The following is a 23,576-nucleotide window of genomic DNA, read 5'->3' as shown; positions in this document are numbered from 1 at the left end:
TGGCTCATCGTTCTTGATTTATGAAATTAGTGAATATTAGTAGGTAAATAAAATGAAAAAGAAGTATCTTTGGCTAGTGTGTCTTGTCTTAGTAGTTGTTGGTACAACTGCTTGTGGAAAAAAAGAGGATAAACCAGCTGTAAAGAAAACAACATCAACTGTTGTTGCTTCGACTAAGATGTCATCAGTGCCGTCATCGACTGTCTCTTCTGATATGACAAGCAGTGAATCGACATCTCAGGTTACAACTAGTTCAGAGCCCTCTAATGCGACTCCTGCCACATTTAATGGATCTTATTATAGTGTGCAAGGCAAGTATGGCGAAGTGATTATTGTCAATAAAAAGCACCCTCTTTCTGACAGCTATGGTCAAGGTGAGGACCCAACTGCCTTGTCTGCATTTTGGCAATTGGTCAAAGATATGCAGGCAGCTGGATTTGATGTGAGCAATCAGTTTAGTGGTTTTCGAAGTTACGCTACTCAAACGAATCTCTACAATAGTTATGTTGCATCGGACGGTCAAGCCAATGCGGATCGTTATTCAGCCCGCCCAGGATATAGTGAGCACCAAACAGGTCTAGCCTTTGATTTGATGGATTCATCAGGTGCCTTGTTGAGCGAACTCACTGCCGTTCATTGGCTAGCGAAGCACGCTCACCAGTATGGCTTTATTGTCCGCTATATTACAGGTAAGGAAGATGTTACAGGCTATATGCCAGAAACTTGGCATATTCGCTATATTGGTCAGGAAGCAACCGATATTTATCAGTCGGGTTTGACTCTTGAGGAATATTTCCATGTACCAGGAGGAGATTACGCCCAATAAAAATGAAGTCCGCTAAGCGGGCTTTTTTTGGTATAATAGCTCTAAAACAAAAAGGGAGGAGTGTAAATGGCAAATAAAAAATGGTGGAACATCTTGCTTTTTCTCTACATTATCGTGCTGTCTTGGGGTATTTTGTTGAAGTTTGCTCTGCCACCCTATTATCTAGGGATGGCTGTACGGATTATCAATTTGGTTCCTTATAAGGATGTGGCTCGGACTTGGGATGGACACTTGGATATTCGTGAGATTTTCTTAAATATTGTCTCCTTTATCCCGTTAGGAGTTGGATTTTATCGTCTAGGAAATAAGAAATTCTGGTCTGCAGTTGCCCTGTCTGTTGCTGTCAGTTTGTTTTATGAAGGGATCCAGTATGCATTGGCAATTGGGATGGCGGATGTGACGGATGTCATCCATAATAGTCTGGGAGGCTTGATAGGAGTGTTGATAGCAATGGTTTTGATTGGAGGTAAAGATGATAAAGATTCAAAGGTCTAAGTTAGAGGATGTGGACAGCATTTATCATATTCAGCAAGAGAGTTTTAGAGACTTATATGAACGTTATCAAGATGCTCATTCTCCTTATATGGAAAGCAGAGAGCGGCTATTGGAAAAGATGCAGCGTCCTTTGACTGAGCATTATTTGATTTACCTAGATCGGCAGTTGATTGGATTTTCCCGTGTCAAGGTCAGTAGTGACCAAACGGATATTTGGCTAGGCACAACGGCTATTCTGCCGGCATATCAGAAGAAAGGTTATGGCTACCAAGCCATTCAAGCAATCGAAAAGCAGTATCCAACAGCCAAACGCTGGACTCTGGATACGATTTTACAGGAAGAACATCTGGTTCGTCTCTACAAAAAATTAGGGTATGTGGCCTATAAGACAGAGCCTGTGCAAGAAGGAATGGACTTGGTATATATGGAGAAGCAATGTTAGAACAAATCAATCGCTATCTCGCCTATCAGGGTGAGAAATATATAAAGCCAGAAAAAGCAGGGGAACTAGCAAGTTTTATGCAAGATTTGCGCTCACTTGGGCAAGCAGCTCGATTGGAATTTCAGGACCTCAATCAAACTTTGGCGCAGAAAGTCGTACCGTTTGAGGGGGAGCGTGTGAGCCAATGGATGAATCAGGCGCAGGTCTGTCGTCCACATTTTTGGTGTTACTATCGACTTCCATCCGATTCGGTGGAAGATATTGCCTTGGCGACGCGCTTGTATGGTGTGAAAGATCGCTTTGGTATTTCAGTGGAGGTTAGTTTTGTAGAGCGAAAGAAATCAGAACAAACCCTAGTCAAGCAACATAAGGTTTTGGACTTGCCAATTAAGGCACCTCTCTACTATTTCGCCCAGGAAGATGATCTTAGTCGTCGTGTTGCAGGAACGGAGGAAAATCATCAGCTGTTAAAAGAGCAGGTTGCAGATGGTACAGTACGAAAAGTTCTCGTCAAATATGATGTCCTTGTAACGGAAACGATGACTTTAGAAAATCTTATTGCTCAATTAAAAAATGGTTTTGAACTCTTGATGCCATACTATGAACACACCAAAAAATGAGTCGGAAAATCCAACTCATTTTTATTTTATTTCGGTGCAATGACTTCTGCTCCACCCATATACGGACGAAGAACTTCTGGAATTGTCACTGAACCATCTGCGTTTTGGTAATTTTCAAGGATAGCTGCAACGGTACGCCCTACAGCAAGACCTGAACCATTCAAGGTGTGCAGGAGTTTTACCTTACCATCTGCCTCATCACGATAGCGGATTTGCGCACGACGTGCTTGGAAATCTTCTGTATTGGAACAGCTTGAGATTTCACGGTAGGTGTTTTGGGCAGGAATCCAAACTTCCAAGTCATAAGTCTTAGCGGCTGAGAAGCCCATATCTCCTGTACAGAGGGCTAGAACACGGTAAGGAAGGCCTAGTTTTTGAAGGATGTTTTCAGCGTTAGCTGTCATTTTTTCCAATTCATCATAAGACTCTTCTGGTTTGGCAAATTTGACCATCTCTACCTTGTGGAATTGGTGCAGACGAATCAAACCACGGGTGTCGCGACCAGCAGACCCAGCTTCAGAACGGAAAGATGGACTCATAGCTGTGAAATAAATTGGCAAATCCTTGCCGTCTAAGATTTCATCACGGTAGTAGTTGGTCAATGGTACTTCGGCAGTTGGAATGAGGACAAATGGACGTTCTTCATCGTTGATTTCAAAGGTGTCTTCCTTGAACTTTGGATATTGACCAGTACCAAACATAGAATCACGATTAACCATGTACGGTGTAATCATTTCTTCGTAACCTTCTTTGGCGTGTTCGTCCAACATGAAATTGTAAATAGCACGCTCCAAACGAGCGCCAAGTCCTTTATAGAAGAGGAAGCGAGCACCAGTCACTTTTGCACCACGTTCCCAGTCAAGAATGCCAAGGTCTTCTCCGAGATCCCAGTGAGCTTTGATGTCAAAGTCAAATTCGCGTGGAGTTCCCCAACGGCGAACTTCTACATTTTCTTCTTCATCAGCTCCGATAGGCACTGAATCATGCGGAGTGTTTGGTAATACAGTGATAATCGCTGTTACTTTTTCGTCGATTTCAGCTAGTTCAGTATCAATAGTTTTGACTTTAGCAGATACAGCCTGCATGGCAGCGATTTTGTCATCTGCATTTTCCTTATTGCGCTTAGCTTGAGCAATTTCAGCAGATGCAGTGTTGCGCTCTGCTTTTAGTTCTTCTGATTGAACTAGAAGTTCACGACGTTTGATATCTAGTTCCTTCAATTCTGCCAAGGTTTCTTCAGCTACTCCACGAGTTGCTAATTTTTGTGCGACAGCATCAAAATCTGTCCGAATACGTTTTAAATCAAGCATGATTTGTCCTCCATAATACAAAAACACCCCGGTCAAGTGTTGGAGTGCGATTGCACGGTTCCATCCAACTTCACCGAAGTGCTCTTAATTGTTATTCTAATTAAATCACGGTAGAATTTCACTTGTTCCTAATGCCTGCTCGCAGCAACCGCAGACTTTCTGAAAGAAGGAAACAACCTACTTATCCGTTGAGATTATTATACAGGAATTATGCTTTTTTGGCAAATAATTCTTTGAGTTTTCTACCGATCATTTGGAGAAGTGTCGGTAGTTTTATTACTTTTTCATTTCCGATATGATGTCTAGTAATTTTTAAGATTTTACCAGAATCTTTTGAAGCAAAAAGAAATTTTCCTTGGTCGGTAAAGATTTCAAAATGCCGGCTAACTTTGCTACCGTGAACATTTGCCCCAATTTGTTTGATAGATGTCCAAGGAATTTGGATATACATTTCTACGTTTACATCTGGATAAAATTCTAGGGCAGTGTCGCCGACTAAAAATTTTCCAACCTTACCACCAATCCCCATATAGGAAACACCAGTAGTCTGAAATTCGATCTCTTTGTTTAATGACTGTGCCATGTTTACTCACTTTGTTATCTGATTTTATTCTATTATATCATAAGCAAAAGAGTTTCCAAAAACGGAAACTCTTTTGTGTCTTACATGATACCGAAGAAACGTGCAACCACACCAACAACGAACAATGCGATGATGATAGTGATTGGAGATACTTTTTTCTTAAGTAACCACATACATAGGAAAGTAAGGGCAAGTCCCATCAAACCTGGAATCAAAGAATTCAATTGTCCTTGAAGGGTTTGTGCTTGTACTTGATCCAAGCTCATGCCACTGAGGGCTTGTCCAAGAATACCTTTTAATTCTGCACCTTTAACGGCACCTTCTGGGAAGACAACGTAAGCACCTTCTGATAATTGTTTACCTGGAAGATCCACTGTAAAGTTGATCGATACCCAGCGTTGTACCAAGACAGCCAAGATGAACATACCAAGGATAGAAGCACCTTTCGTAATGTCTTTCAAGATACCACCTGACATGTCTTTAGTGATTTCAGAACCAGCTTTGTAACCAAATTCTTGAGTGTACCACAAGAAGGCCATACGGATTGCGTTCCAACCAAAGAAGAAGAGAAGTGGACCAATAAGATTTCCTGAAGCAGCAAGTGAAGCTCCAAGAGCACCGAGGATAGGACGAACTGTAAACCAGAAGACTGGGTCACCGATACCAGCAAGAGGTCCCATCATACCGATCTTAACCCCTTGGATTGCTGCATCTTCAATTTCAGTACCGTTTGCTTTTTCTTCTTCAAGGGCGAGTGTTACACCGATGATTGGAGCAGCAACGTATGGGTGAGTGTTGAAGAATTCCAAGTGACGTTCAAGCGCAGCCGCTTGATCTTCTTTTGAAGTGTAGAGTTTTTTGATAGCTGGGATCAAAGCATAAGCCCAACCCAAGTTTTGCATACGTTCATAGTTCCATGAACCTTGCAAGAATTGTGAACGCCACCAAACTTTTTGGCGATCCGCTTTTGAGAGTGTAATTTTTTCAGCCATGTTCATTCCCCTTTCTAGTAGTCTTCAAGGATGTCGCCGATTGGGTCACCAGAACCTGAGGCAGTTCCGCCACCATTACCGCCTTGTTTTGAAAGGTTGAGGTAGATGAAGGCAATCGCTACACCCATTGTACCAAGTGCGATAAGTGTGAAATCAGTAACAGCTGCGAATACGAAACCGAGGGCGAAGAATGGCCATACTTCACGAGTAGCCATCATGTTGATAACCATCGCATAACCTACGGCAACGACCATACCACCACCGACAGCCATACCACCTTTTAACCATTCTGGCATAAGGTTGAGGATGTCTTGTACATTTTCAGCAGGGATTGCAAGAAGGAGGGCAGCAGGAACGGCGATACGAAGACCTTGAAGGACAAGGGCAAACAAGTGAGCGCGTTCAACAGCAGCGATGTTACCATCTTTTGCAGCATTATCAGCAGTGTGGACCAAACCAACTGAGATTGTACGAACAATCATTGTAAGGAAAAGACCAGCAACGGCAAGAGGGATAGCAGCAGCAGTTGCAACGTTGATACCAACGTTTGTAAAGTCGCCACCTTTGATAAAGATGATAGCAGCAGCTACTGATGCAAGAGCAGCGTCAGGGGCTACAGCAGCACCGATGTTTGCCCAACCAAGAGCAAGCATTTGAAGGGCACCACCAAGCATAACACCGGCAGTTAAGTTTCCTGTTACGAGACCGATAAGGGTACATGCAACGATTGGTTGATGAAATTGGAATTGGTCAAGGATACCTTCAAGACCAGCCATGAAGGCAACAATAACAACCAATACCGCAGAAATAATTGAAATATCTGACATAGTTGTATTCCTTTCTATTGTACGTTTGCTTTGTTAATCAACTCAAACAAATCTTTTTTACCATCATTTGGTACTTTACGAACGTCGAATTGAACTCCGAGGTCACGCAATTTTTCAAAGGTTGCAACGTCTTCTTTGTCCATAGACAAAACGTTGTTTACCATTGTTTTACCAGTTGAGTGGGCCATTGAACCTACGTTCAATTCTTTGATTTCAACACCGCCTTCGATGGCTTTCAACGCATCTTGAGGTGTTTCAAATAAGATAAGGGCATGAGTGTTTCCAAAACGTGGATCTTTTGCTGCTTCAATCAATTTCTTGATTGGCACCACGTTCGCACGTACACCGTTTGGAGCAGCTTGTTTGATCAAACCTTTACGCAAGTCATCTGCTGCCACTGCGTCAGATGCTACGATGATACGGTCAGCTTTAGAAGCTGGTGTCCAGTTTGTCGCAACTTGACCATGCAAGAGACGAGTATCGATACGAGCGAGGTTGATTTTCAACTTACCATCGCCAATGACAGTTCCTTCTGGAATAGCGCCTTGAGGAGTTGCTGCTGCAACAGGAGCTGCTGCCGCTTCTACAGGGTTGAGTTCTTCAGGGAGGGCTTTGACACCATCCTTAGACTCTTTAATAATATTTGCTGCCACTTGGTCCACGCCTGCATTCGCGTCCATCATACGCTCTGTGTAGGCTTGAATCAACATTGGCAAGTTGAGACCAGTGATGATTGCCATCTTACGGTCAGGATTTTCTCCAGCCACACGACTTGCTTGGTTAAATGGGGAACCGCTCCAAAGGTCTGCCAATACCAAGATTTCATCGTCGGCATCGAATGTGTCAATGGCTGCAACAAATTTGGCATGTAAATCATCTGGACCTTCACTTGGCATAAAGGTTACGACTTGAACCTTTTCTTGTTCGCCAAAAATCATTGAACCAGACTGATGAATACCAGCTGCAAATTCACCATGACTTGCAATAATGATTCCAATACTCATTATTGTACCTCCTAAATTTTTTAGACTAGGACTGATTGCATATATATAATATCAGTCTTAAGACCTACTCCATTATAAATCGCTTTCATCACTTTGTCAACCCAATATGTGACATCTGATAAAAAAATCACAAACTTTTTCAGATAATTTCAGAAAAATTTACATATAAATGTGTTTTTTAAATAATATAAATGGATACTTTCTTCTATATATGCAACAATAGAAACGGAATGAATTCGATATAAAATATGTTAGAGCAGATTTTATGAAAGAATGAAATATGTCAAATTTTTATTAATTTTTTTGCTTGACAATGGATTTTTGCAATTTTAGTATAGGTGCTATGGTGGCTTCTTATCATCATGCTTGAAAACTTTTTGTTGTAGAACGCAGGTTATCGAGTTATGAAGAAAGGGAGCATGTATAAAAAAGGCGAATAAAAACAGTACCTAATCTGTAATTGGTTAAGCACTGTTATGATTTTTAATAAAGTGATGATTTACATCCGTGAATGGTCTTACGAAAGAAAGAGTTGTTCTAGTTCTCGAGCTACGCCATCTTGGTCATTGGTGAACTTGGTCATACGATCGGCTACAGGTAAGAGGATGTCGCTGGCATTCTTCATGGCATAGCCTATACCTGCCAATTGGAGCATGTGCACATCATTTTGTTCATCACCAAAGGCAATCAAATCTTGTGGAGTCGCTTGGTAGTGGTCAAGTAAATACGTTAGTGCAGATGCTTTGGTCACTCCTTTGGCACAGGTCTCAAGGATGTTTAGTGGCCCACCCCATGTATTGATTTCTAACTCGTTACGGAAGTAGTCCTTCATCTCTTCAGCAAGAGCATATTTGTCCTTGGCTCTCGTCTGCATCAGGATAGAGTGTGGATCTTCTGTAATCAACTCTGGCTTGATTAAGGTTTCAGGTGTAATCTGGTCTACACCCATCAAACGAGGGTCAATCTTGTCCAGATGTTTTTGCGTAATGAAGAATTTTTTCTTGTATTCGCCTGCGATAAAATCAGCTTCAAAACGCTCTTCTTCCTTTAAGAAATCAATGAAATAGTGTTTGTCAATGAGGACATTTTGCTCTCCATCCCATTTTTTTCCTGGGATATGGGTCAAAGAACCATTGAAATTAATCATTGGGGTGTCTAGTTTTAGTCGATGATAAAAGGCTTCGGCCATGCGATAAGGACGACCGGTTGCAATCAAGACAATGTGACCAGCCTGCCGAACTTTCTGAATCACATCAATGGTGTAGTCACTAAGTTGACTATCTGCATTGAGCAAGGTGCCATCTAAATCTAGGGCAATTATTTTTTGTTTCATCGTTTCCTCCTCTGATAGTCTGATTTATATAGTATATCAAAATCAAAAAAGAGAGGCAAAGCAAAAGAAGGGAAAACAAAAAAGACGAACTTTTTTTCACAAAAGACATATAAAATATGGAAAATGACTTATTTCTTCGGGTTTATTTTGAAAATAAAACGTTTTCAAGATAAAAATTCTTGAAAAGTGAATGTTTTTGGTTTATAATGTGTTTATCGTTCGTAAAAAAGGAGATTTTTAGATTATGGATAACTATTTTGGTCTAAAAGAACACGGAACAAGCGTGTCGACTGAAATCATGGCTGGGATTACGACTTTCTTTGCAATGTCTTATATCCTCTTTGTAAACCCCTCAATCTTGGGTGCTGCTGGCATGCCAACACAGGCTGTTTTCTTAGCAACTATTATTGCAGCTGCTGTATCTACACTGATTATGGGGCTGTTTGCAAATGTTCCGTATGCATTGGCACCAGGAATGGGCTTAAACGCCTTCTTCACTTATACAGTCGTGTTTGGCCTTGGTTTCACTTGGCAAGAAGCCTTGGCAATGGTTCTCTTATGTGGTGTCTTTAATATTTTAATCACAGTAACCAAGGTTCGTAAGAGTATTATCAAAGCGATTCCACTTAGCTTGCAGCATGCGATTGGTGGTGGTATCGGTATCTTTGTTGCTTATCTTGGCTTTAAAAACGCGAACATTATTACTTTTTCAACGTCTGCTAGCAATATCATTACTGTCAATGGGGTGGCACCAGCTGAAGCAACTGCTAAAACATTTGAAAATGGGGTGACGTCAGTGTTTGGTAACGGCGGTGTCGTTCCAGCGATTTCAACTTTCACAGATCCATCAGTTCTCTTAGCAGTCATTGGTTTGATTATTACAGCAATTCTCGTGATTAAAAATGTCCGTGGTGCGATTTTGATTGGGATTATTGCTACAACTATTATTGGTATTCCTATGGGAGTAGTTGATTTATCAGCTATCAATTTTGCGGGCAATCACATCGGTTCAGCTTTTGGTGAATTAGGGACTACTTTCCTTGCTGCCTTTGGCGGAATGGCTTCGCTTTTCTCAGATGCTAGTCGTTTACCATTGGTATTGATGACAATCTTTGCCTTTAGTTTGTCAGATACCTTTGATACCATTGGTACCTTCATTGGTACAGGACGTAAGACAGGAATTTTCTCAGCAGAAGATGAAGCAGCTCTCGAAAATTCATCAGGTTTCTCTTCTAAAATGGATAAAGCCTTATTTGCAGATGCTATCGGTACCTTCATCGGAGCCTTGGTCGGAACTTCAAATACGACAACCTATGTTGAGTCAGCAGCAGGTATTGCTGAGGGGGGACGTACAGGTTTGACAGCTGTATCAACGGCAGTAGCCTTCCTTCTTTCAACGCTTCTTTTGCCACTTGTGGGAATTGTTCCTGCGGCAGCGACAGCCCCAGCCCTTATTATTGTGGGTGTGATGATGGTATCCTCATTCCTTGATGTGGATTGGAGTGATTTCAACGATGCTCTTCCAGCATTCTTTGCAGCCTTCTTCATGGCACTTTGCTACTCTATCTCTTACGGTATTGCAGCAGCCTTTATCTTCTATTGCCTTGTGAAGGTAACAACAGGTAAAACGAAAGAAATTCATCCGATTCTTTGGGGAGCAACCTTCTTGTTCATCTTGAACTTTGTGATTTTAGCCTTCTTATAAGATGGATAGAACAATGGCGGCCTACGGGCCGTTTTTTTCTTTACGGCAAGGAAATGACAAAATATGCTTTCTCTGATATAATAAAAACTATGTATAGTCAAAATGAGGAAGAATTGGTGGCCATCGGCCAATCAATCGGAGAGAAACTAGTGGCTGGTGATGTGCTGGTCTTGACGGGAGATTTAGGGGCAGGAAAGACCACTCTGACAAAGGGGCTAGCAAAGGGGTTAGAAATCACGCAAATGATTAAGAGTCCAACCTATACCATTGTCAGAGAATACGAAGGCCGTTTACCCTTGTATCATCTAGATGTTTACCGTATTGGTGATGACCCAGATTCAATTGATTTAGATGATTTTCTCTATGGTGACGGTGTAACTGTTATTGAATGGGGAGAGTTACTTGACGTTGCCCTGTTAGGTGATTATCTTACGTTGACACTTGAAAGAAGTGGAGATGGGCGTAAGCTTTCGGGAACAGCCCATGGAAGGCGGAGTGCTCAGCTAATAGAGGAGATATTTCATGGCTAAGAAGGAAATCATTTTTCAAGAGGCCGAACCTGCAGATGCATCAGCCTTTTTAGCGTTTATGAACAAGGTGGCACAAGAAACAGATTATCTGGTCATGGATGAAACGTTTTTTCCTTATTCAGAAGAAGAGACAGCTGAGATTTTATTTCAAAGTTTGGAAAAAGATAACTGTCTTTGCTTAGTGGCTAAGATAGAAGATGAAATTATAGGTGTTGTCAATGTACGGGCGGATAGTCCGTATCGGATTTCCCATATTGGTACGATTTTTATCGCTGTTTTAAAGGATTATTGGGGACATGGAATTGGCCGGATTTTACTGGAAGATGTGGTTGCTTGGGCAGAGGAAGTAAAATTACTCAACCGCCTCGAATTAACCGTTCAGGTCCGTAATGAACGCGCAGTTCACCTATATCAGTCTTGTGGATTTGAAATTGAAGGGCTCCAAAAACGTGGAGCAAGAACAGATGAAGGAGAGTGGCTAGACCTGTATTATATGGGACGGCTCGTAGATTAATAAATGAATATTGGTAAAAAAATCTTTCTAATGTTGTTGGCAATTATTGTCTTATCTGTTGGTGCAGCAGGACTGTATGCGACAACATTATTGGATTACTCGACAGAAGCGATTTCTAAAACATATAAAAAGAGAAAAAGCGCGGTCAATGATCAAGTGATTGAAGCTAGTCAACCATTTAGCATCTTGCTGATGGGGGTTGACGTAGACGCGGCCACGCGTGGTGGTGGCTGGGAGGGAAGAAGTGACTCGATGATTTTGGTCACTGTGAATCCCAAATTAAAGAAGACAACGATGATGAGTTTGACGCGTGATATCATGGTGGAGATTGCCAATGAAGACGGGACATCGAGTGGGACAACTGAAAAATTAAATCATTCCTATAGTTATGGTCAGGACCCTATGACGATTGCGACTGTCGAAAAGATGATGGATATCAAGATAGATCGCTTTGCAAAGATCAATATGGATGGTCTGGTAAGTTTAGTTGATGCACTTGGTGGGATTACTGTGAACAATACTTTGGGATTTACCATTTCCATATCCGCACAAGAACCAGATTATACTGCGACCATTCCTCCAGGGAAACATTTAATTAATGGAAATCAGGCGCTGGTTTATTCGCGAATGCGCTATGATGATCCAGAGGGAGATGTTGGACGTCAGATTCGTCAGCGTGAAGTGATTACGGCTATTGTGAAGAAGTTGCTGCAACTAGATGGGTTTACACAGTATAAGAACATCTTAGATGCTGTATCAACGAATTTACAGACAGATATCGAATTCACAACAGGGACTTTGCCGAGTCTACTTGGATACCGAGATTCACTGAATACAATTGAAACCTATCAATTAGATGGTGAAGGTGAGATGGTAGATGGCCTGTCGTATCAAATCCCAACTAGTGAGCACCTTCTAAAAATGCAGAATGTCATTAAATCATCCTTAGGATTGCCGACATCAACAGAGTTAAAAACCAATGTGAAAGTATATGAAAATCTATTTGGTTTGTCTAATCCAATCACGGTGATTGATGCTTATACAGGCTATACGACGACTGGAACAGGTCTTAGTGAAGAAAATGCAAGTATTGGTACTAGCGAAACATCAGACAGTACTGGTGCGACTTATACAGAATAAAAAAACAGAGAAGATTAGGGCTATTTTGGTCGGTAATCTTCTCTGTTTTTGTTTTAAATGTTGTTGGATGCGGTAGGCTTGTCCTGTACCTTTTGGATTTCTTTGATGTGCCCGTTTGCTTCCTGTTGGTACACACGAAATTGATAACGTAAGTCCTGTGCCATGTTTTCCAAGGGCTCACGAAATGTTTTTAAGGTTTCGACTTGCCGTTGGATTTGACTGTAACTTTGATGCATATCTTTCAAAAGGCTTTGCTTATATTCTACTTCTTCTGCAATTTCCTTTCGATTTGATACTACCCAATAGGATAGGACAGCTGCCGCACTTGCGACAAGTAAATTTCCTAATTTCATTTTATTCTCCTATGTAAAGCTCATTTGCTAACTGTGCTAGTGCTGTAAAGTCAGGTTCATGGGCGGTAAATTCAATATTGAGTCCATCTGTTTCATCAAAACGAGGAAGGAGATGGATATGTGTGTGGAAGATAGTTTGCCCCGCGATTTCTTCGTTATTATTGACAATATTTAGGCCGTTTGCCCCTAGTTTTTCTTTTAGCTGTTGTGCAATCTTAGGAAGGCGAGCAAAGAGGGTGCTGGCTGATGTAGCATCCATCTCAAGAATATTGCGATAATGTTTTTTAGGGATGAGCAAGGTATGCCCTTTGGTAACCTGAGTGATATCAAGGAATGCTAAGACATCATCGTCCTCATAAACTTTGGAAGATGGGATTTCCCCTGCAATGATTTTACAAAAAATACAGTCTGACATAAACAGCACCTCTTTAGTGAAATTTTGATATAATTATTATATCAAATTAATGGAGAATTGTATGTTAGAAATCAAGCAACTTACAGGAGGCTATGCCAATATTCCCGTATTAAAGGATGTCTCCTTTCAAGTGAAGGATGGTGAATTAGTTGGTCTAATTGGACTCAATGGCGCAGGGAAATCTACTACTATCAAGGAAATTATTGGGCTATTGACCCCTTATCAAGGCGAAGTGCTTATTGATGGTGAAAGTCTAAAGGGGGATAAGAAAAGTTATCGTAAAAAAATTGGATTTATTCCAGAAACTCCTAGTCTATATGAGGAATTAACCTTGAAAGAACATTTGGAAACGGTAGCAATGGCATATGGTTTGGAATGGGCTCAGGCGTTTGAAAAGGCAGAAAAATTGCTGAAACTATTCCGCCTAGATGCAAAATTAGACTGGTTTCCAGTGCAGTTTTCGAAGGGAATGAGGCAAAAGGTGATGATTGTCTGTGCTTTTATGGTCAATCCCAGTCTCTTGATTGTAGATGAACCTTTCTTGGGCTTGGATCCAGTAGCTATTCAAGATTTGATTGATTTGTTAGCGGAAGAGCGTCAAAAGGGAACCTCTATTCTTATGTCTACTCATGTGCTAGATTCAGCTGAAAAGATGTGTGATCGCTTTGTGATTTTGCATCAAGGGCAGGTATTGGCTGAAGGGGATTTGGCAAGTTTGCAGCAACAATTTGGTCAACCAGATGCCAGTTTAAATGATATCTACTTGAGTCTGACACAAAAAGAGGTGGAATAGATGAAGACACTCTTTCAGAAACGGCGGCATCTTTTTCTGGCGCGTTGCCTCAAATATTCCCGCTATGTACTAAATGATCATTTTGTTCTCTTTCTCTTAGTTTTCTTTGGTTTTCTTTCTTTGCAATACCGCCAACTGTTGGAGAATTTTCCTGAAAATCCATGGTTTATTTATCTGGTGGTAGGTGTGATTACTCTTCTTCTCTTTTTTGCAGGGCAAACGGCCTCTTACTTAGAGCCGGCTGATAGTCTCTTTTTATTACCCCAAGAGGATGAGGTCATTTCCTTACTACATCAAGCTGGACAACGGCATTTTTTGGTCTGGGGAACGGTTCAACTACTTTGCCATTTACTTTTATACCCGGTCTATGTAAGATTAGGCTTCTCTTTTTTGGGGTTTGTTTTTGTTCTTTTTGTACTCACCATGGGAAAGTATTTCTGGATTCAACGGCGTCTAGCCTCTTATCGAAGCAGTGGCGTTTTCCAATGGGAAATGGCAGTATCGGCTGAAATAAGGCGAAAACAGTCTATTTTGCAATTTTTTGCTCTCTTTACCCGAGTGAAAGGAATCACGACTAGTGTTAACCGCCGTGCTTACCTTGATAGCCTCTTAGCTTGGATTCCTAAAAAACAGGAAAAAACATGGCTTTATCTATACGCGCGTGCCTTTTTACGATCGGGTGATTTTTTAAGTTTGACTTTCAGGTTGCTGGGTTTGAGCCTGCTTTCATTGCTTGTCATTGAACAAGGGTGGTTAGCGATGGGATTGGTATTGTTGTTTGACTATTTGTTGTTGTTCCAACTCTTAGCTCTGTTTCATGTCTATGATTATCAATATCTGACCCTTCTTTATCCTTTGGAACAATCGGTTCAATTGAAGAATTTTCAAGCTATTCTACGGGTGGTATTGTATGCTATTTTAGCCCTACAATTATTAGTAGGGATGCTAGTCTTGCAGGATAAAATGTATCTGCTGCACATGGCAGGCGGTGGGATTTTATTGAACCAGTTTTATTTGGCGATAAAAGCAAAGAAATTGATTGACTAAATAGGATAAAACTAGTAAAATAGTAAGGAATTTTTGTGAGGAGGAATGGCATGCAGTTTGATACGAGTGGCCTGCAGCTACAGTCTATTGCAGGAAATAGTGGCAAAGCATTTAAAGGCCTACGGTCGGACGGAACGCCTGTTTTTGTGAAATATGAGATGCCTCCTATCGTTTCTGCTTTAGCAAGAGAACAAATTACGCCCCCAGTCTTATCGGCAAATCGTGAGGTTGGAGTAGGGCAACGTGTGGAGCAAGAATGGTTAAATGGCCGCACCTTGACTAGACGCGATATGGGGAAAAAACAGGTGCGTCAAATCTTGATGCGGATGCATTTTTCGCGTATTTTGCTGAATCAGGCTTTGCAATTGAATTATACTTATCAGGAACCGCAAGATTTGGTCCGAAAATGGCGGGAAGAAGCTCCTAGTCGTTTGGCACAAAATACGTACTTGCAGTCAGTGTGCGAAGATTTGCTGGCAAATCTCCCTGTTTTTCGCCAAGAAGTGGCGACTTTTGTTCATGGAGATTTACACCATAAAAATTGGGTTGAGACCAACAGTGGTTTAGTCTATTTGACAGATTGGGAGACAGCTTGTATCACCGATCGTATGTTAGATGTCGCCTACTTGCTGACGCACTATATTCCTAGAGTGGGCTGGGAGTCGTGGCTGAAAGAATACGGCTATAAATATAATCGCACTGTCTTGAATAAAGTTTATTGGTATGGGCAACTTGGCTATCTGAGCCAGATTGCCAAACACGTTGAAAGCTACAATATGGAAGCGGCGAATCAAGAAATTTATGCCTTGCGCCTCTTTCGGGCAAACTATTATAAGGAAGCATGAGAGTTAGAAATCGAAAAGGAGCAGGGGAACTTCTTGCAAACCATCCCCAATATGTGATTTCAAATCCTGAAGAATGTAGAGGAAAATGGTCCGAGATTTTTGGAAATGATCATCCGATTCACATTGAAGTAGGTTCAGGTAAAGGAGCCTTCATTACAGGTATGGCACGTCAACATCCAGACATTAACTATATTGGGATTGATATTCAGTTATCAGTGTTGAGTTATGCTTTGGATAAGGTTGTAGAAGCAGATGTCCCAAACGTCAAATTACTCCGCGTAGATGGTTCTAGCTTAACAAACTATTTTGCGCCTGCTGAGATTGGTCGGTTATATCTCAATTTTTCCGATCCATGGCCTAAAAAGCGTCACGAAAAACGGCGTTTAACCTATAAGACCTTCTTGGAGACCTATCAAGAAATCTTACCCGAAAAGGGGGAAATTCACTTCAAGACGGATAATCGAGGGTTGTTTGAATATAGCCTGGCAAGTTTTTCCCAATATGGGATGACCCTGCAACAGGTTTGGCTAGACTTACATGCTAGTGATTTTGAAGGCAATGTGATGACCGAGTACGAAGAAAAATTTTCAAATAAAGGACAGGTTATTTACCGAGTAGAAGCAAGATTCTAATGTCATTTAAAAAAAACTAATGTTTTAGAATAAGAAAATATCCCCCTTCAGTATTCTGCTGAAGGGGGATTTGCTAGTTGGTTTTATTCTACATACCAGGCGATACCCTCGTATCTCCAACCACGGGTAGAAAGGATGTTTTTTTCATTGAAATCAGTGGTATATAAATGTTTTCTGATACCTGTATGATAAAGACGGTAAATGGCTTTTGTACCATTTGAGCGATAGGCAATCCCTTCTTGCCTCCAACCACGAGTTGCCAGAACATTGTATTCATTGGCATCTGTTGTATAGAGGTGAACTCTTAGTCCCGAATGATAAAGACGATAGACGGGATCGCCTGTGTTTTCACGAGTAGACCAAGCAACACCCTCAATCCTCCAACCTCTTTGGGCTAATTGCTGTACTTCATTAGCGTCTTTAGTGTACAAATGGGTTTTAAGACCTGGATGATAGAGACGGCTAACAGGTATTAAGGCATTATCCAAAATAGTTACTGTAAAGGTTTGTGGTGGGTATGCATTGACTGGCTCAGCTGGTGATCGCTGAATACCCAAAGCATCTAATTCTGCCTCAAAATGAGGAGAACTTCCTAGAGAAGTGGGGTAAATGGTGATTGTTGTAGTCCCTGATTGGAGAGCGTGCCAATTTCCTTTTTCATCAATGGAAAGAATAGTCGGATTTGACACTTGGTAGACAAAAGCATACTGGGCATCTTTGATGAGACTATCTTGCAAAGGACGAATTTGACCATTTGTGCCTATTGTTACCTCCCCTTGAGGGACAGTTGCCTTATCGAGGTGAATGCCACCATTGTTATAGGTATAGGTTTGCGCTTGTCCTGCTTCAGTGTTGGCCTGAATAGGTGGCTCTACCTGAAAGAGAAAAAGTGATAAAATAAGAGCTAGAATAAAAGCTATTGATTTTTTCATATTTTTACTTCCTTTTGAATTTTTACAGGACTATTATACAACATATAGAAAGCGTTTGCAATGAATGTTTCAAAAAAAGCCTTTTTCCTTTACAACAATAATGTAGTGTGGTATAATAATGAAAAATAGTAGAAAAGGGGTTGGTCGTGTGCCAGCCCCTTCAATCTTGTAATTTTGTGAAGGAGGTAGGAATGGCAACCATTGTTGAATTAGTAACAGATGTGATTGCTCCAGCGATACAAGCTCCCTATGAGTTGGTAGATGTCGAGTATGGCAAGATGGGTGGAGATTATGTACTGTCAGTTTTTGTCGATAAAGAAGGAGGGATCTCTCTTAACGATACTGCTGACTTGTCTGAAATCATTAGTCCTTTATTGGATAGCATTAAACCTGATCCCTTTCCTGACCAGTATATGCTGGAAGTGACGAGCCCAGGTTTAGAGCGCCCGCTCAAGACAGCCGAAGCAGTAGAGCAAGCTGTTGGTCACTACATCCATGTCAAACTCTATCAAGCAATTGATAAAATCAAGGTATTTGAAGGAACTCTTCTTTCTTTTGATGGAGAGCAACTGGTCATGGAATACATGGACAAGACTCGCAAGAAAGAAGTAACAATTCCGTACTCGTCCGTCGCAAAAGCGCGCTTAGCTGTAAAAATTTAAGAAAAAGAAAGGACCTTTTGAAGACAAAAGGAAAAGAACATGAGTAAAGAAATGCTAGAAGCCTTCCGTATTTTGGAGGAAGACAAGGGTATTAAAAAAGAAGATATCATCGAAGCCGTAACAGAATCTCTTCGTTCCGCTTATAAGCGTCGTTATGGACAGTCTGAATCAGCAGCGATTGAATTTGATGAGAAAAAAGGCGACTTCCGTGTTTACACTGTACGTGAAGTAGTGGATGAAGTCTTTGATAGTCGCTTGGAAATCAGTTTGAAAGACGCCTTGACTATTTCATCAGCCTACGAACTTGGAGACAAAATCAAGTTTGAAGAAGCACCAGGTGAGTTTGGTCGTGTGGCTGCTCAATCAGCGAAGCAAACCATCATGGAAAAAATGCGCAAACAAACCCGTGCCATTACTTACAATACCTACAAGGAACATGAAGGTGAAATCATGACAGGTACAGTGGAACGTTTTGATAATCGTTTCATTTATGTAAATCTTGGCACCATTGAAGCACAGTTATCGAAACAGGATCAGATTCCAGGTGAGGTGTTTCAATCACATGATCGCATTGATGTCTATGTCTACAAGGTAGAAGATAACGGTCGTGGAGTGAATGTCTTTGTAAGCCGTAGCCATCCAGAAATGATTAAACGCTTGATGGAACAAGAAATTCCTGAAGTCTATGATGGGACTGTGGAAATCATGAGTGTATCACGTGAAGCTGGAGATCGTACGAAAGTGGCGGTTCGAAGTCACAATCCGAATGTGGATGCGATTGGAACAATCGTAGGTCGTGGTGGTGCCAACATCAAGAAAATTACGAGTAAGTTTCACCCAGCTCGTTATGATGCCAAATCAGATCGTATGGTTCCAACTGAGGAAAACATTGATGTTATTGAGTGGGTGGAAGATCCAGCAGAGTTTATTTACAATGCAATTGCACCTGCTGAAGTAGATCAAGTCCTCTTTGATACAGAAGATGGAAAACACGCGACAGTGGTCGTGCCGGATAATAAATTATCATTGGCAATCGGTCGCCGAGGTCAAAATGTTCGCTTAGCAGCACATTTAACAGGCTTCCGTATTGATATCAAGTCTGCATCAGAGTATGAAGCTATTGAAGCGGAGCTTTATGGTGATGTTGCTGAAGAAGTTGTAGAAGAAGGTCAAGTAGATTAAGGAGAGGCCATGGCTAAAGTTAGGAAAATCCCTTTACGGAAGTCAGTCGTGTCAGGAGAAGTGATTGACAAGCGTGATTTGCTCCGTATTGTCAAAAACAAGGAGGGAAAAATCTTTATTGATCCAACAGGTAAAGCAAATGGTCGTGGTGCCTACATCAAGTTGGATAATGAAGAAGCCACTCAGGCTCAAAAAAAGCAGGTCTTTAATCGTGCATTTAGCATGGAAGTTGCTCCAGAATTTTATGAAGAATTGATTGCTTATGTTGATCATAAGGTCAAGAGGAGAGAACTTGGACTCGAATAAAAAGCAAAGGTTGTTACAACTGATTGGTTTGGCTCAACGAGCTGGACGCATTGTATCAGGGGAGGAATTTGTCGTAGATGCCATTCGGAAAGGTCAGACAAGACTGGTCTTTTTAGCAGAGGATGCTGCTGCAAATTTAACGAAAAAAATCTCTGATAAAAGTAACACCTATCAAGTAGAAATTGTTACCGCGTTTTCAACGCTGGAATTAAGCGCTGCTGTTGGCAAGACGAGAAAAGTTGTAGCCGTAACAGATGCTGGATTTACTAAGAAAATGAGGTCTATTATGGAATAGAACAGGAGGACAAGATATTGTCTAAGAAGAGATTACACGAAATTGCCAAGGAATTGGGTAAAACAAGTAAAGAAGTTGTCGAAAAAGCACAGGCTTTAGGCTTAGCTGTTAAGAGTCATTCGTCAACTGTAGAAGAGACGGAAGCAAAACAAATTGTTGCTAGTTTTAATGAAAAACAGTCTTCACCAAAAGCAGATGAGAAAAAGGGGACCACTGAAACGGTTGCTACGACGGAAAAACAAGTTGTAAAAGATGTAGTGAAAACATCTTCAACTCCAACGAATGCCGAGCAACAGTCAGGCACTCCTGCTAAAACCCAAGTTCGTCCTGCTCGTCCACAAAGTCGTAACTTTAAGGCAGAACGTGAAGCGAGAGCAAAGGCAGAAGCGGAAAAACGGGCGCAGCGTCAGCAGAAAAAACAGCCTTTACAAGATAAAGGAAATTCCAACCGACGCAAACAGGGACAGTCTCAAGAGCAACGGAAGCAAGAACGCCGTCCAGACAGAAGATCTGAACAAAAGAATGATCGTCGCTTTGCTCAAAAAGGAGGCCAACCTCGCGGTCAGCAACAGACAGCGCAAAAGCCTGCTGCTCCTAAAATTGACTTCAAAGCTCGAGCTGCCGCTCTGAAAGCTGAGCAAAATGCCGAATATGCTCGTAGTAGTGAGGAACGGTTCCGTCAGGCACAAGAAGCGAAGAAAAATCGGCAACAAAAGCCAAAGGAAATAAAATTTGAAGAGCCAGTGATTGAACCAAAAACAGTTGTGCCGTCAGTAGCACAAGTGGCTCCAGTGGCTCCAGCAGCAGACAATCGTCGAAAAAAACAAGTCAGACCTGATAAGAAGCGTGATTTTAATACAGATCATGAAGAAGATGGTCCACGTAAACAACAAAAGAATCGAAATAATCAAAATCAAGTGAGAAATCAAAGAAATAGTAACTGGAATACCAGCAAGAAGAACAAAAAAGGTAAAAACCAACAACAAGCAAAACCTGTAACGGAACGTAAATTCCATGAATTGCCAACAGAGTTGGAATACACAGTAGGCATGAGTGTGGCAGATATTGCGAAACGCATCAAACGTGAGCCAGCTGAAATCATCAAGAAGCTCTTTATGATGGGGGTTATGGTAACCCAAAACCAATCTCTCGATGGAGATACCATTGAATTGCTCCTAGTAGACTACGGTATCGAAGCGAAAGAAAAAGTCGAAGTGGACAATGCGGACATTGAACGTTTCTTCGTAGAAGAGGGTTATCTCAATGAAGAGGAAATGGTTGAACGCCCACCAGTGGTAACCATCATGGGACACGTTGACCATGGTAAGACAACATTATTGGATACTCTTCGTAACTCTCGTATCGCAACAGGAGAAGCAGGTGGTATCACACAGCATATTGGTGCCTACCAAATTGAAGAAGGTGGTAAAAAGATTACTTTCTTAGATACACCTGGACACGCTGCCTTCACCTCAATGCGTGCGCGTGGTGCTTCTGTAACAGATATTACCATTCTGATTGTAGCAGCTGATGATGGTGTTATGCCACAAACTATTGAAGCTATTAATCACTCAAAAGCAGCGAATGTTCCAATCATTGTTGCGATCAACAAGATTGACAAACCAGGCGCAAATCCAGAACGTGTCATCGGCGAATTAGCAGAACATGGTGTCATTTCAACAGCTTGGGGTGGTGAATCTGAATTTGTTGAAATTTCTGCGAAATTTAACCAGAATATTGATGAATTGTTAGAAACCGTTCTTTTAGTAGCTGAGATTCAAGAATTGAAGGCAGACCCTACAGTTCGTGCAATTGGTACGGTAATCGAAGCTCATTTGGATAAAGGAAAAGGTGCGGTTGCTACCCTCCTTGTTCAACAAGGAACGCTTCATGTTCAAGACCCAATCGTTGTTGGGAATACCTTCGGACGTGTTCGTGCTATGGCGAATGACCTCGGTCGTCGTGTTAAAGTTGCTGGACCATCTACACCAGTTTCGATTACAGGTTTGAACGAAGCGCCAATGGCAGGTGACCATTTTGCTGTTTACGAAGATGAGAAATCAGCTCGTGCAGCAGGTGAAGAACGGGCAAAACGTGCCCTTCTCAAACAACGTCAAGCAACGCAACGTGTCAGCCTTGAAAACCTCTTTGATACATTGAAAGCAGGTGAAGTGAAGTCTGTCAATGTGATTATCAAAGCCGATGTACAGGGTTCTGTTGAAGCATTGTCTTCTTCTCTTTTGAAGATTGATGTTGAAGGTGTGAAAGTAACGATTGTCCATGCAGCAGTTGGTGCCATTAACGAGTCAGATGTTACCTTGGCGGCAGCTTCCAACGCCTTTATCGTCGGATTTAACGTTCGTCCTACACCATTAGCGCGCCAACAAGCCGATGCAGATGATGTCGAAATCCGTCTTCATAGTATCATTTACAAGGTAATCGAAGAAATGGAAGATGCTATGAAGGGAATGCTGGATCCTGAATATGAAGAAAAAATTATCGGGGAAGCCATTATCCGCGAAACCTTCAAGGTATCCAAAGTTGGTACTATCGGTGGATTTATGGTTATCAGTGGTAAAGTGACACGTGATTCAAGCGTCCGTGTTATCCGTGATGGCGTTGTTGTGTATGATGGCAAACTCATCAGCTTGAAGCATTATAAAGATGATGTGAAGGAAGTCGGAAATGCCCAAGAAGGTGGTCTCATGATTGAAAACTACAATGATTTACAAGTGGACGACACCATTGAGGCTTACATCATGGAAGAAATCAAAAAATAAGATACGAGAACGTTAACAGCACACCGCAAAAATAGGAAACTGACGAAGTGTCAGGAAGACACTGGGAAGTTTATCTTTTTTGCCCAATGCTTAGTACGAGTTCAATTTAGCATGATTTCTACACAAAAAGTTGACATTGAAAAACAAAAGAGAGGCTGGGGTAACTCAGCTTTTCTAACATAGAGATAGAAAGGGAAACCTTATGGCAAATCATTTTCGTAGTGACCGTGTGGGCATGGAAATTAAACGTGAAGTGAACGAAATTCTAAAGCTAAAAGTTCGTGATCCACGGGTGCAAGATGTGACTATTACCGATGTTGTGATGACAGGTGACTTGTCCTTGGCTAAAATTTACTATACTATCCATAGTACCTTGGCTTCAGATAATCAAAAGGCTCAAACGGGTCTAGAAAAGGCTACAGGTACCATCAAGCGCGAGCTAGGTCGCAATCTAAAAATATATAAAATTCCAGATATCGTTTTTGAAAAAGATCAGTCTGTCGAATATGGAAACAAAATCGACCAAATGCTTCGCGATTTGGATAAAAAAGACTAAATTTAAAAGGAGAAAAGTATGAGACTTTTCTCCTTTTTATGTTTTTAGAAATGTTTCTGTTGATTCAGTGGGTGAATGCTAAAACCAATATCCTGAAATAGTCTTATTACTACCTGGTTCTATGACTGGAAATATATTTTGGTTTAGATTGTCCCTATATCCACTGCATAAAAATGCTGAAAGANTGAGATATTTGTTGAAAAGAATAGTACGTTAGATTGGATCAAAAATATGATTTATTAAGTTAATATTAAGATTATAAAGAAAAGATTTAGATTATAAAAGTTGTCTATTATTTTGAGGAAACCTATTGTTTTTTCACTTCTTCTTCGATAAAATATTTTGTGACTATTATTTGTTATCATTTGCTACATAATTACTTTTAAGGATCGCGAAGTGAGTTATGAGTAAGTAACTAGAAAGAAGGTTTAAGGTGAAAAAGAAAAGCTTAACCATG

Annotated in this window: 27 protein-coding genes; 18 read left to right on the top strand and 9 right to left on the bottom strand. The window is 41.1% G+C overall.

Going from position 1 to position 23,576, the window contains the following annotated elements; genetic code table 11:
* The first annotated feature begins 52 nt into the window (after window positions 1-52).
* From ldcB to A3I9_RS0101685, 4 genes are all read left to right on the top strand, one after another.
* The gene (gene ldcB / locus A3I9_RS0101700) at window positions 53-826 is read left to right on the top strand and encodes an LD-carboxypeptidase LdcB/DacB (protein ID WP_018377357.1); all 774 of its coding nucleotides are present in this window, start codon (window positions 53-55) and stop codon (window positions 824-826) included.
* Between the two features lie 66 nt (window positions 827-892).
* Complete coding sequence (locus A3I9_RS12355; protein WP_018377356.1) at window positions 893-1,321, top strand: VanZ family protein; 429 nt, start codon at window positions 893-895, stop codon at window positions 1,319-1,321.
* Window positions 1,299-1,763 (top strand): GNAT family N-acetyltransferase, encoded by a 465-nt coding sequence (locus A3I9_RS0101690; RefSeq protein ID WP_018377355.1) that lies wholly within the window; start codon window positions 1,299-1,301, stop codon window positions 1,761-1,763. The genes A3I9_RS12355 and A3I9_RS0101690 overlap by 23 nt, the downstream gene beginning before the upstream one ends.
* The gene (locus A3I9_RS0101685) at window positions 1,757-2,383 is read left to right on the top strand and encodes a hypothetical protein (protein WP_018377354.1); all 627 of its coding nucleotides are present in this window, start codon (window positions 1,757-1,759) and stop codon (window positions 2,381-2,383) included. The genes A3I9_RS0101690 and A3I9_RS0101685 overlap by 7 nt, the downstream gene beginning before the upstream one ends.
* A 26-nt stretch (window positions 2,384-2,409) precedes the next feature.
* Here A3I9_RS0101685 and serS read toward each other — a convergent pair whose 3' ends face one another.
* The 6 genes from serS to A3I9_RS0101655 form a co-directional block, all read right to left on the bottom strand.
* On the bottom strand, window positions 2,410-3,693 hold the full coding sequence (gene serS, locus A3I9_RS0101680) for a serine--tRNA ligase (RefSeq protein ID WP_018377353.1): 1,284 nt from the start codon (window positions 3,691-3,693) through the stop codon (window positions 2,410-2,412).
* A 208-nt stretch (window positions 3,694-3,901) separates the two neighbouring features.
* A complete protein-coding gene (locus tag A3I9_RS0101675) occupies window positions 3,902-4,276 on the bottom strand; it encodes a DUF956 family protein (protein ID WP_018377352.1) in 375 nt (124 codons plus the stop codon).
* A gap of 80 nt (window positions 4,277-4,356) precedes the next feature.
* Window positions 4,357-5,268, bottom strand: coding sequence for a PTS system mannose/fructose/sorbose family transporter subunit IID (locus A3I9_RS0101670; RefSeq protein ID WP_018377351.1), 912 nt, complete (start codon window positions 5,266-5,268; stop codon window positions 4,357-4,359).
* Between the two features lie 14 nt (window positions 5,269-5,282).
* Entirely contained in the window at window positions 5,283-6,095 is an 813-nt protein-coding gene (locus A3I9_RS0101665) for a PTS mannose/fructose/sorbose transporter subunit IIC (protein WP_018377350.1), read from the bottom strand.
* A 14-nt stretch (window positions 6,096-6,109) separates the two neighbouring features.
* Window positions 6,110-7,099 carry a PTS sugar transporter subunit IIB gene (locus A3I9_RS0101660; protein WP_018377349.1) on the bottom strand — a complete coding sequence of 330 codons (990 nt, stop codon included), beginning with the start codon at window positions 7,097-7,099 and terminating at the stop codon, window positions 6,110-6,112.
* A 517-nt stretch (window positions 7,100-7,616) separates the two neighbouring features.
* Entirely contained in the window at window positions 7,617-8,432 is an 816-nt protein-coding gene (locus A3I9_RS0101655) for a Cof-type HAD-IIB family hydrolase (RefSeq protein WP_018377348.1), read from the bottom strand.
* Window positions 8,433-8,676: 244 nt separating this feature from the next.
* Between A3I9_RS0101655 and A3I9_RS0101650 the strand changes: the two genes are divergently transcribed.
* The 4 genes from A3I9_RS0101650 to lytR all read left to right on the top strand — a co-directional run bounded on the left by A3I9_RS0101650 (window position 8,677) and on the right by lytR (window position 12,321).
* Window positions 8,677-10,137, top strand: a complete 1,461-nt coding sequence (locus A3I9_RS0101650; RefSeq protein ID WP_018377347.1) for an NCS2 family permease — start codon at window positions 8,677-8,679, stop codon at window positions 10,135-10,137.
* Window positions 10,138-10,226: 89 nt separating this feature from the next.
* On the top strand, window positions 10,227-10,667 hold the full coding sequence (gene tsaE, locus A3I9_RS0101645) for a tRNA (adenosine(37)-N6)-threonylcarbamoyltransferase complex ATPase subunit type 1 TsaE (protein WP_042361590.1): 441 nt from the start codon (window positions 10,227-10,229) through the stop codon (window positions 10,665-10,667).
* Window positions 10,660-11,181 (top strand): GNAT family N-acetyltransferase, encoded by a 522-nt coding sequence (locus tag A3I9_RS0101640; RefSeq protein ID WP_018377345.1) that lies wholly within the window; start codon window positions 10,660-10,662, stop codon window positions 11,179-11,181. The genes tsaE and A3I9_RS0101640 overlap by 8 nt, the downstream gene beginning before the upstream one ends.
* Window positions 11,182-11,184: 3 nt before the next feature.
* Window positions 11,185-12,321 (top strand): glycopolymer--peptidoglycan transferase LytR, encoded by a 1,137-nt coding sequence (gene lytR, locus A3I9_RS0101635; RefSeq protein ID WP_018377344.1) that lies wholly within the window; start codon window positions 11,185-11,187, stop codon window positions 12,319-12,321.
* A 53-nt stretch (window positions 12,322-12,374) separates the two neighbouring features.
* Here lytR and A3I9_RS0101630 read toward each other — a convergent pair whose 3' ends face one another.
* Both A3I9_RS0101630 and A3I9_RS0101625 read right to left on the bottom strand, forming a co-directional pair.
* The gene (locus A3I9_RS0101630; protein WP_018377343.1) at window positions 12,375-12,674 is read right to left on the bottom strand and encodes a hypothetical protein; all 300 of its coding nucleotides are present in this window, start codon (window positions 12,672-12,674) and stop codon (window positions 12,375-12,377) included.
* A 1-nt stretch (window position 12,675) separates the two neighbouring features.
* On the bottom strand, window positions 12,676-13,089 hold the full coding sequence (locus A3I9_RS0101625; protein ID WP_018377342.1) for an HIT family protein: 414 nt from the start codon (window positions 13,087-13,089) through the stop codon (window positions 12,676-12,678).
* Window positions 13,090-13,150: 61 nt separating this feature from the next.
* On the opposite strand from A3I9_RS0101625, the gene A3I9_RS0101620 reads away from it, so the two are divergent.
* The 4 genes from A3I9_RS0101620 to trmB are packed head-to-tail and all read left to right on the top strand — an operon-like array spanning window position 13,151 to window position 16,406.
* On the top strand, window positions 13,151-13,882 hold the full coding sequence (locus tag A3I9_RS0101620; protein ID WP_018377341.1) for an ABC transporter ATP-binding protein: 732 nt from the start codon (window positions 13,151-13,153) through the stop codon (window positions 13,880-13,882).
* A complete protein-coding gene (locus A3I9_RS0101615; protein ID WP_018377340.1) occupies window positions 13,883-14,929 on the top strand; it encodes an ABC transporter permease in 1,047 nt (348 codons plus the stop codon).
* A gap of 50 nt (window positions 14,930-14,979) precedes the next feature.
* Window positions 14,980-15,774 (top strand): cell cycle regulator CcrZ, encoded by a 795-nt coding sequence (ccrZ, locus tag A3I9_RS0101610; RefSeq protein WP_018377339.1) that lies wholly within the window; start codon window positions 14,980-14,982, stop codon window positions 15,772-15,774.
* Complete coding sequence (gene trmB, locus A3I9_RS0101605) at window positions 15,771-16,406, top strand: tRNA (guanosine(46)-N7)-methyltransferase TrmB (RefSeq protein ID WP_018377338.1); 636 nt, start codon at window positions 15,771-15,773, stop codon at window positions 16,404-16,406. The genes ccrZ and trmB overlap by 4 nt, the downstream gene beginning before the upstream one ends.
* An 83-nt stretch (window positions 16,407-16,489) precedes the next feature.
* Here the strand turns inward: trmB and A3I9_RS0101600 are convergent, their stop codons facing one another.
* On the bottom strand, window positions 16,490-17,338 hold the full coding sequence (locus A3I9_RS0101600) for a hypothetical protein (protein ID WP_018377337.1): 849 nt from the start codon (window positions 17,336-17,338) through the stop codon (window positions 16,490-16,492).
* 191 nt (window positions 17,339-17,529) lie between these two features.
* On the opposite strand from A3I9_RS0101600, the gene rimP reads away from it, so the two are divergent.
* From rimP to rbfA, 6 genes are all read left to right on the top strand, one after another.
* On the top strand, window positions 17,530-18,000 hold the full coding sequence (gene rimP / locus A3I9_RS0101595) for a ribosome maturation factor RimP (protein WP_018377336.1): 471 nt from the start codon (window positions 17,530-17,532) through the stop codon (window positions 17,998-18,000).
* 39 nt (window positions 18,001-18,039) lie between these two features.
* Complete coding sequence (gene nusA / locus A3I9_RS0101590) at window positions 18,040-19,182, top strand: transcription termination factor NusA (RefSeq protein WP_018377335.1); 1,143 nt, start codon at window positions 18,040-18,042, stop codon at window positions 19,180-19,182.
* A gap of 9 nt (window positions 19,183-19,191) precedes the next feature.
* Entirely contained in the window at window positions 19,192-19,488 is a 297-nt protein-coding gene (rnpM, locus tag A3I9_RS0101585) for an RNase P modulator RnpM (protein WP_018377334.1), read from the top strand.
* Window positions 19,475-19,783, top strand: a complete 309-nt coding sequence (locus tag A3I9_RS0101580; protein ID WP_018377333.1) for a YlxQ-related RNA-binding protein — start codon at window positions 19,475-19,477, stop codon at window positions 19,781-19,783. The genes rnpM and A3I9_RS0101580 overlap by 14 nt, the downstream gene beginning before the upstream one ends.
* 17 nt (window positions 19,784-19,800) lie before the next feature.
* Window positions 19,801-22,563 carry a translation initiation factor IF-2 gene (gene infB / locus A3I9_RS0101575; protein WP_018377332.1) on the top strand — a complete coding sequence of 921 codons (2,763 nt, stop codon included), beginning with the start codon at window positions 19,801-19,803 and terminating at the stop codon, window positions 22,561-22,563.
* A 202-nt stretch (window positions 22,564-22,765) separates the two neighbouring features.
* Window positions 22,766-23,119 (top strand): 30S ribosome-binding factor RbfA, encoded by a 354-nt coding sequence (gene rbfA, locus A3I9_RS0101570; RefSeq protein WP_018377331.1) that lies wholly within the window; start codon window positions 22,766-22,768, stop codon window positions 23,117-23,119.
* The last annotated feature ends 457 nt before the right edge of the window (window positions 23,120-23,576 follow it).

The organism is Streptococcus ovis DSM 16829, from assembly GCF_000380125.1.
Lineage (GTDB): Bacteria > Bacillota > Bacilli > Lactobacillales > Streptococcaceae > Streptococcus > Streptococcus ovis.
Note: the sequence above shows the minus strand (reverse complement) of the source record. Positions and strands in the feature narration are given on the sequence as shown.

What these genes read in the sequence shown, in the direction of transcription:
- A3I9_RS0101670 (WP_018377351.1), bottom strand. Translation starts at nt 5,268, where the DNA reads ATGGCTGAAAAAATTACACTCTCAAAAGCGGATCGCCAAAAAGTTTGG.
- tsaE (WP_042361590.1), top strand. Translation starts at nt 10,227, where the DNA reads ATGTATAGTCAAAATGAGGAAGAATTGGTGGCCATCGGCCAATCAATC.
- A3I9_RS0101625 (WP_018377342.1), bottom strand. Translation starts at nt 13,089, where the DNA reads ATGTCAGACTGTATTTTTTGTAAAATCATTGCAGGGGAAATCCCATCT.
- A3I9_RS0101665 (WP_018377350.1), bottom strand. Translation starts at nt 6,095, where the DNA reads ATGTCAGATATTTCAATTATTTCTGCGGTATTGGTTGTTATTGTTGCC.
- A3I9_RS12355 (WP_018377356.1), top strand. Translation starts at nt 893, where the DNA reads ATGGCAAATAAAAAATGGTGGAACATCTTGCTTTTTCTCTACATTATC.
- A3I9_RS0101615 (WP_018377340.1), top strand. Translation starts at nt 13,883, where the DNA reads ATGAAGACACTCTTTCAGAAACGGCGGCATCTTTTTCTGGCGCGTTGC.
- A3I9_RS0101690 (WP_018377355.1), top strand. Translation starts at nt 1,299, where the DNA reads ATGATAAAGATTCAAAGGTCTAAGTTAGAGGATGTGGACAGCATTTAT.
- rimP (WP_018377336.1), top strand. Translation starts at nt 17,530, where the DNA reads ATGGCAACCATTGTTGAATTAGTAACAGATGTGATTGCTCCAGCGATA.
- A3I9_RS0101655 (WP_018377348.1), bottom strand. Translation starts at nt 8,432, where the DNA reads ATGAAACAAAAAATAATTGCCCTAGATTTAGATGGCACCTTGCTCAAT.
- rbfA (WP_018377331.1), top strand. Translation starts at nt 22,766, where the DNA reads ATGGCAAATCATTTTCGTAGTGACCGTGTGGGCATGGAAATTAAACGT.
- rnpM (WP_018377334.1), top strand. Translation starts at nt 19,192, where the DNA reads ATGGCTAAAGTTAGGAAAATCCCTTTACGGAAGTCAGTCGTGTCAGGA.
- nusA (WP_018377335.1), top strand. Translation starts at nt 18,040, where the DNA reads ATGAGTAAAGAAATGCTAGAAGCCTTCCGTATTTTGGAGGAAGACAAG.
- A3I9_RS0101620 (WP_018377341.1), top strand. Translation starts at nt 13,151, where the DNA reads ATGTTAGAAATCAAGCAACTTACAGGAGGCTATGCCAATATTCCCGTA.
- A3I9_RS0101630 (WP_018377343.1), bottom strand. Translation starts at nt 12,674, where the DNA reads ATGAAATTAGGAAATTTACTTGTCGCAAGTGCGGCAGCTGTCCTATCC.
- lytR (WP_018377344.1), top strand. Translation starts at nt 11,185, where the DNA reads ATGAATATTGGTAAAAAAATCTTTCTAATGTTGTTGGCAATTATTGTC.
- A3I9_RS0101660 (WP_018377349.1), bottom strand. Translation starts at nt 7,099, where the DNA reads ATGAGTATTGGAATCATTATTGCAAGTCATGGTGAATTTGCAGCTGGT.
- A3I9_RS0101675 (WP_018377352.1), bottom strand. Translation starts at nt 4,276, where the DNA reads ATGGCACAGTCATTAAACAAAGAGATCGAATTTCAGACTACTGGTGTT.
- ccrZ (WP_018377339.1), top strand. Translation starts at nt 14,980, where the DNA reads ATGCAGTTTGATACGAGTGGCCTGCAGCTACAGTCTATTGCAGGAAAT.
- A3I9_RS0101685 (WP_018377354.1), top strand. Translation starts at nt 1,757, where the DNA reads ATGTTAGAACAAATCAATCGCTATCTCGCCTATCAGGGTGAGAAATAT.
- A3I9_RS0101650 (WP_018377347.1), top strand. Translation starts at nt 8,677, where the DNA reads ATGGATAACTATTTTGGTCTAAAAGAACACGGAACAAGCGTGTCGACT.
- ldcB (WP_018377357.1), top strand. Translation starts at nt 53, where the DNA reads ATGAAAAAGAAGTATCTTTGGCTAGTGTGTCTTGTCTTAGTAGTTGTT.
- trmB (WP_018377338.1), top strand. Translation starts at nt 15,771, where the DNA reads ATGAGAGTTAGAAATCGAAAAGGAGCAGGGGAACTTCTTGCAAACCAT.
- A3I9_RS0101640 (WP_018377345.1), top strand. Translation starts at nt 10,660, where the DNA reads ATGGCTAAGAAGGAAATCATTTTTCAAGAGGCCGAACCTGCAGATGCA.
- serS (WP_018377353.1), bottom strand. Translation starts at nt 3,693, where the DNA reads ATGCTTGATTTAAAACGTATTCGGACAGATTTTGATGCTGTCGCACAA.
- A3I9_RS0101600 (WP_018377337.1), bottom strand. Translation starts at nt 17,338, where the DNA reads ATGAAAAAATCAATAGCTTTTATTCTAGCTCTTATTTTATCACTTTTT.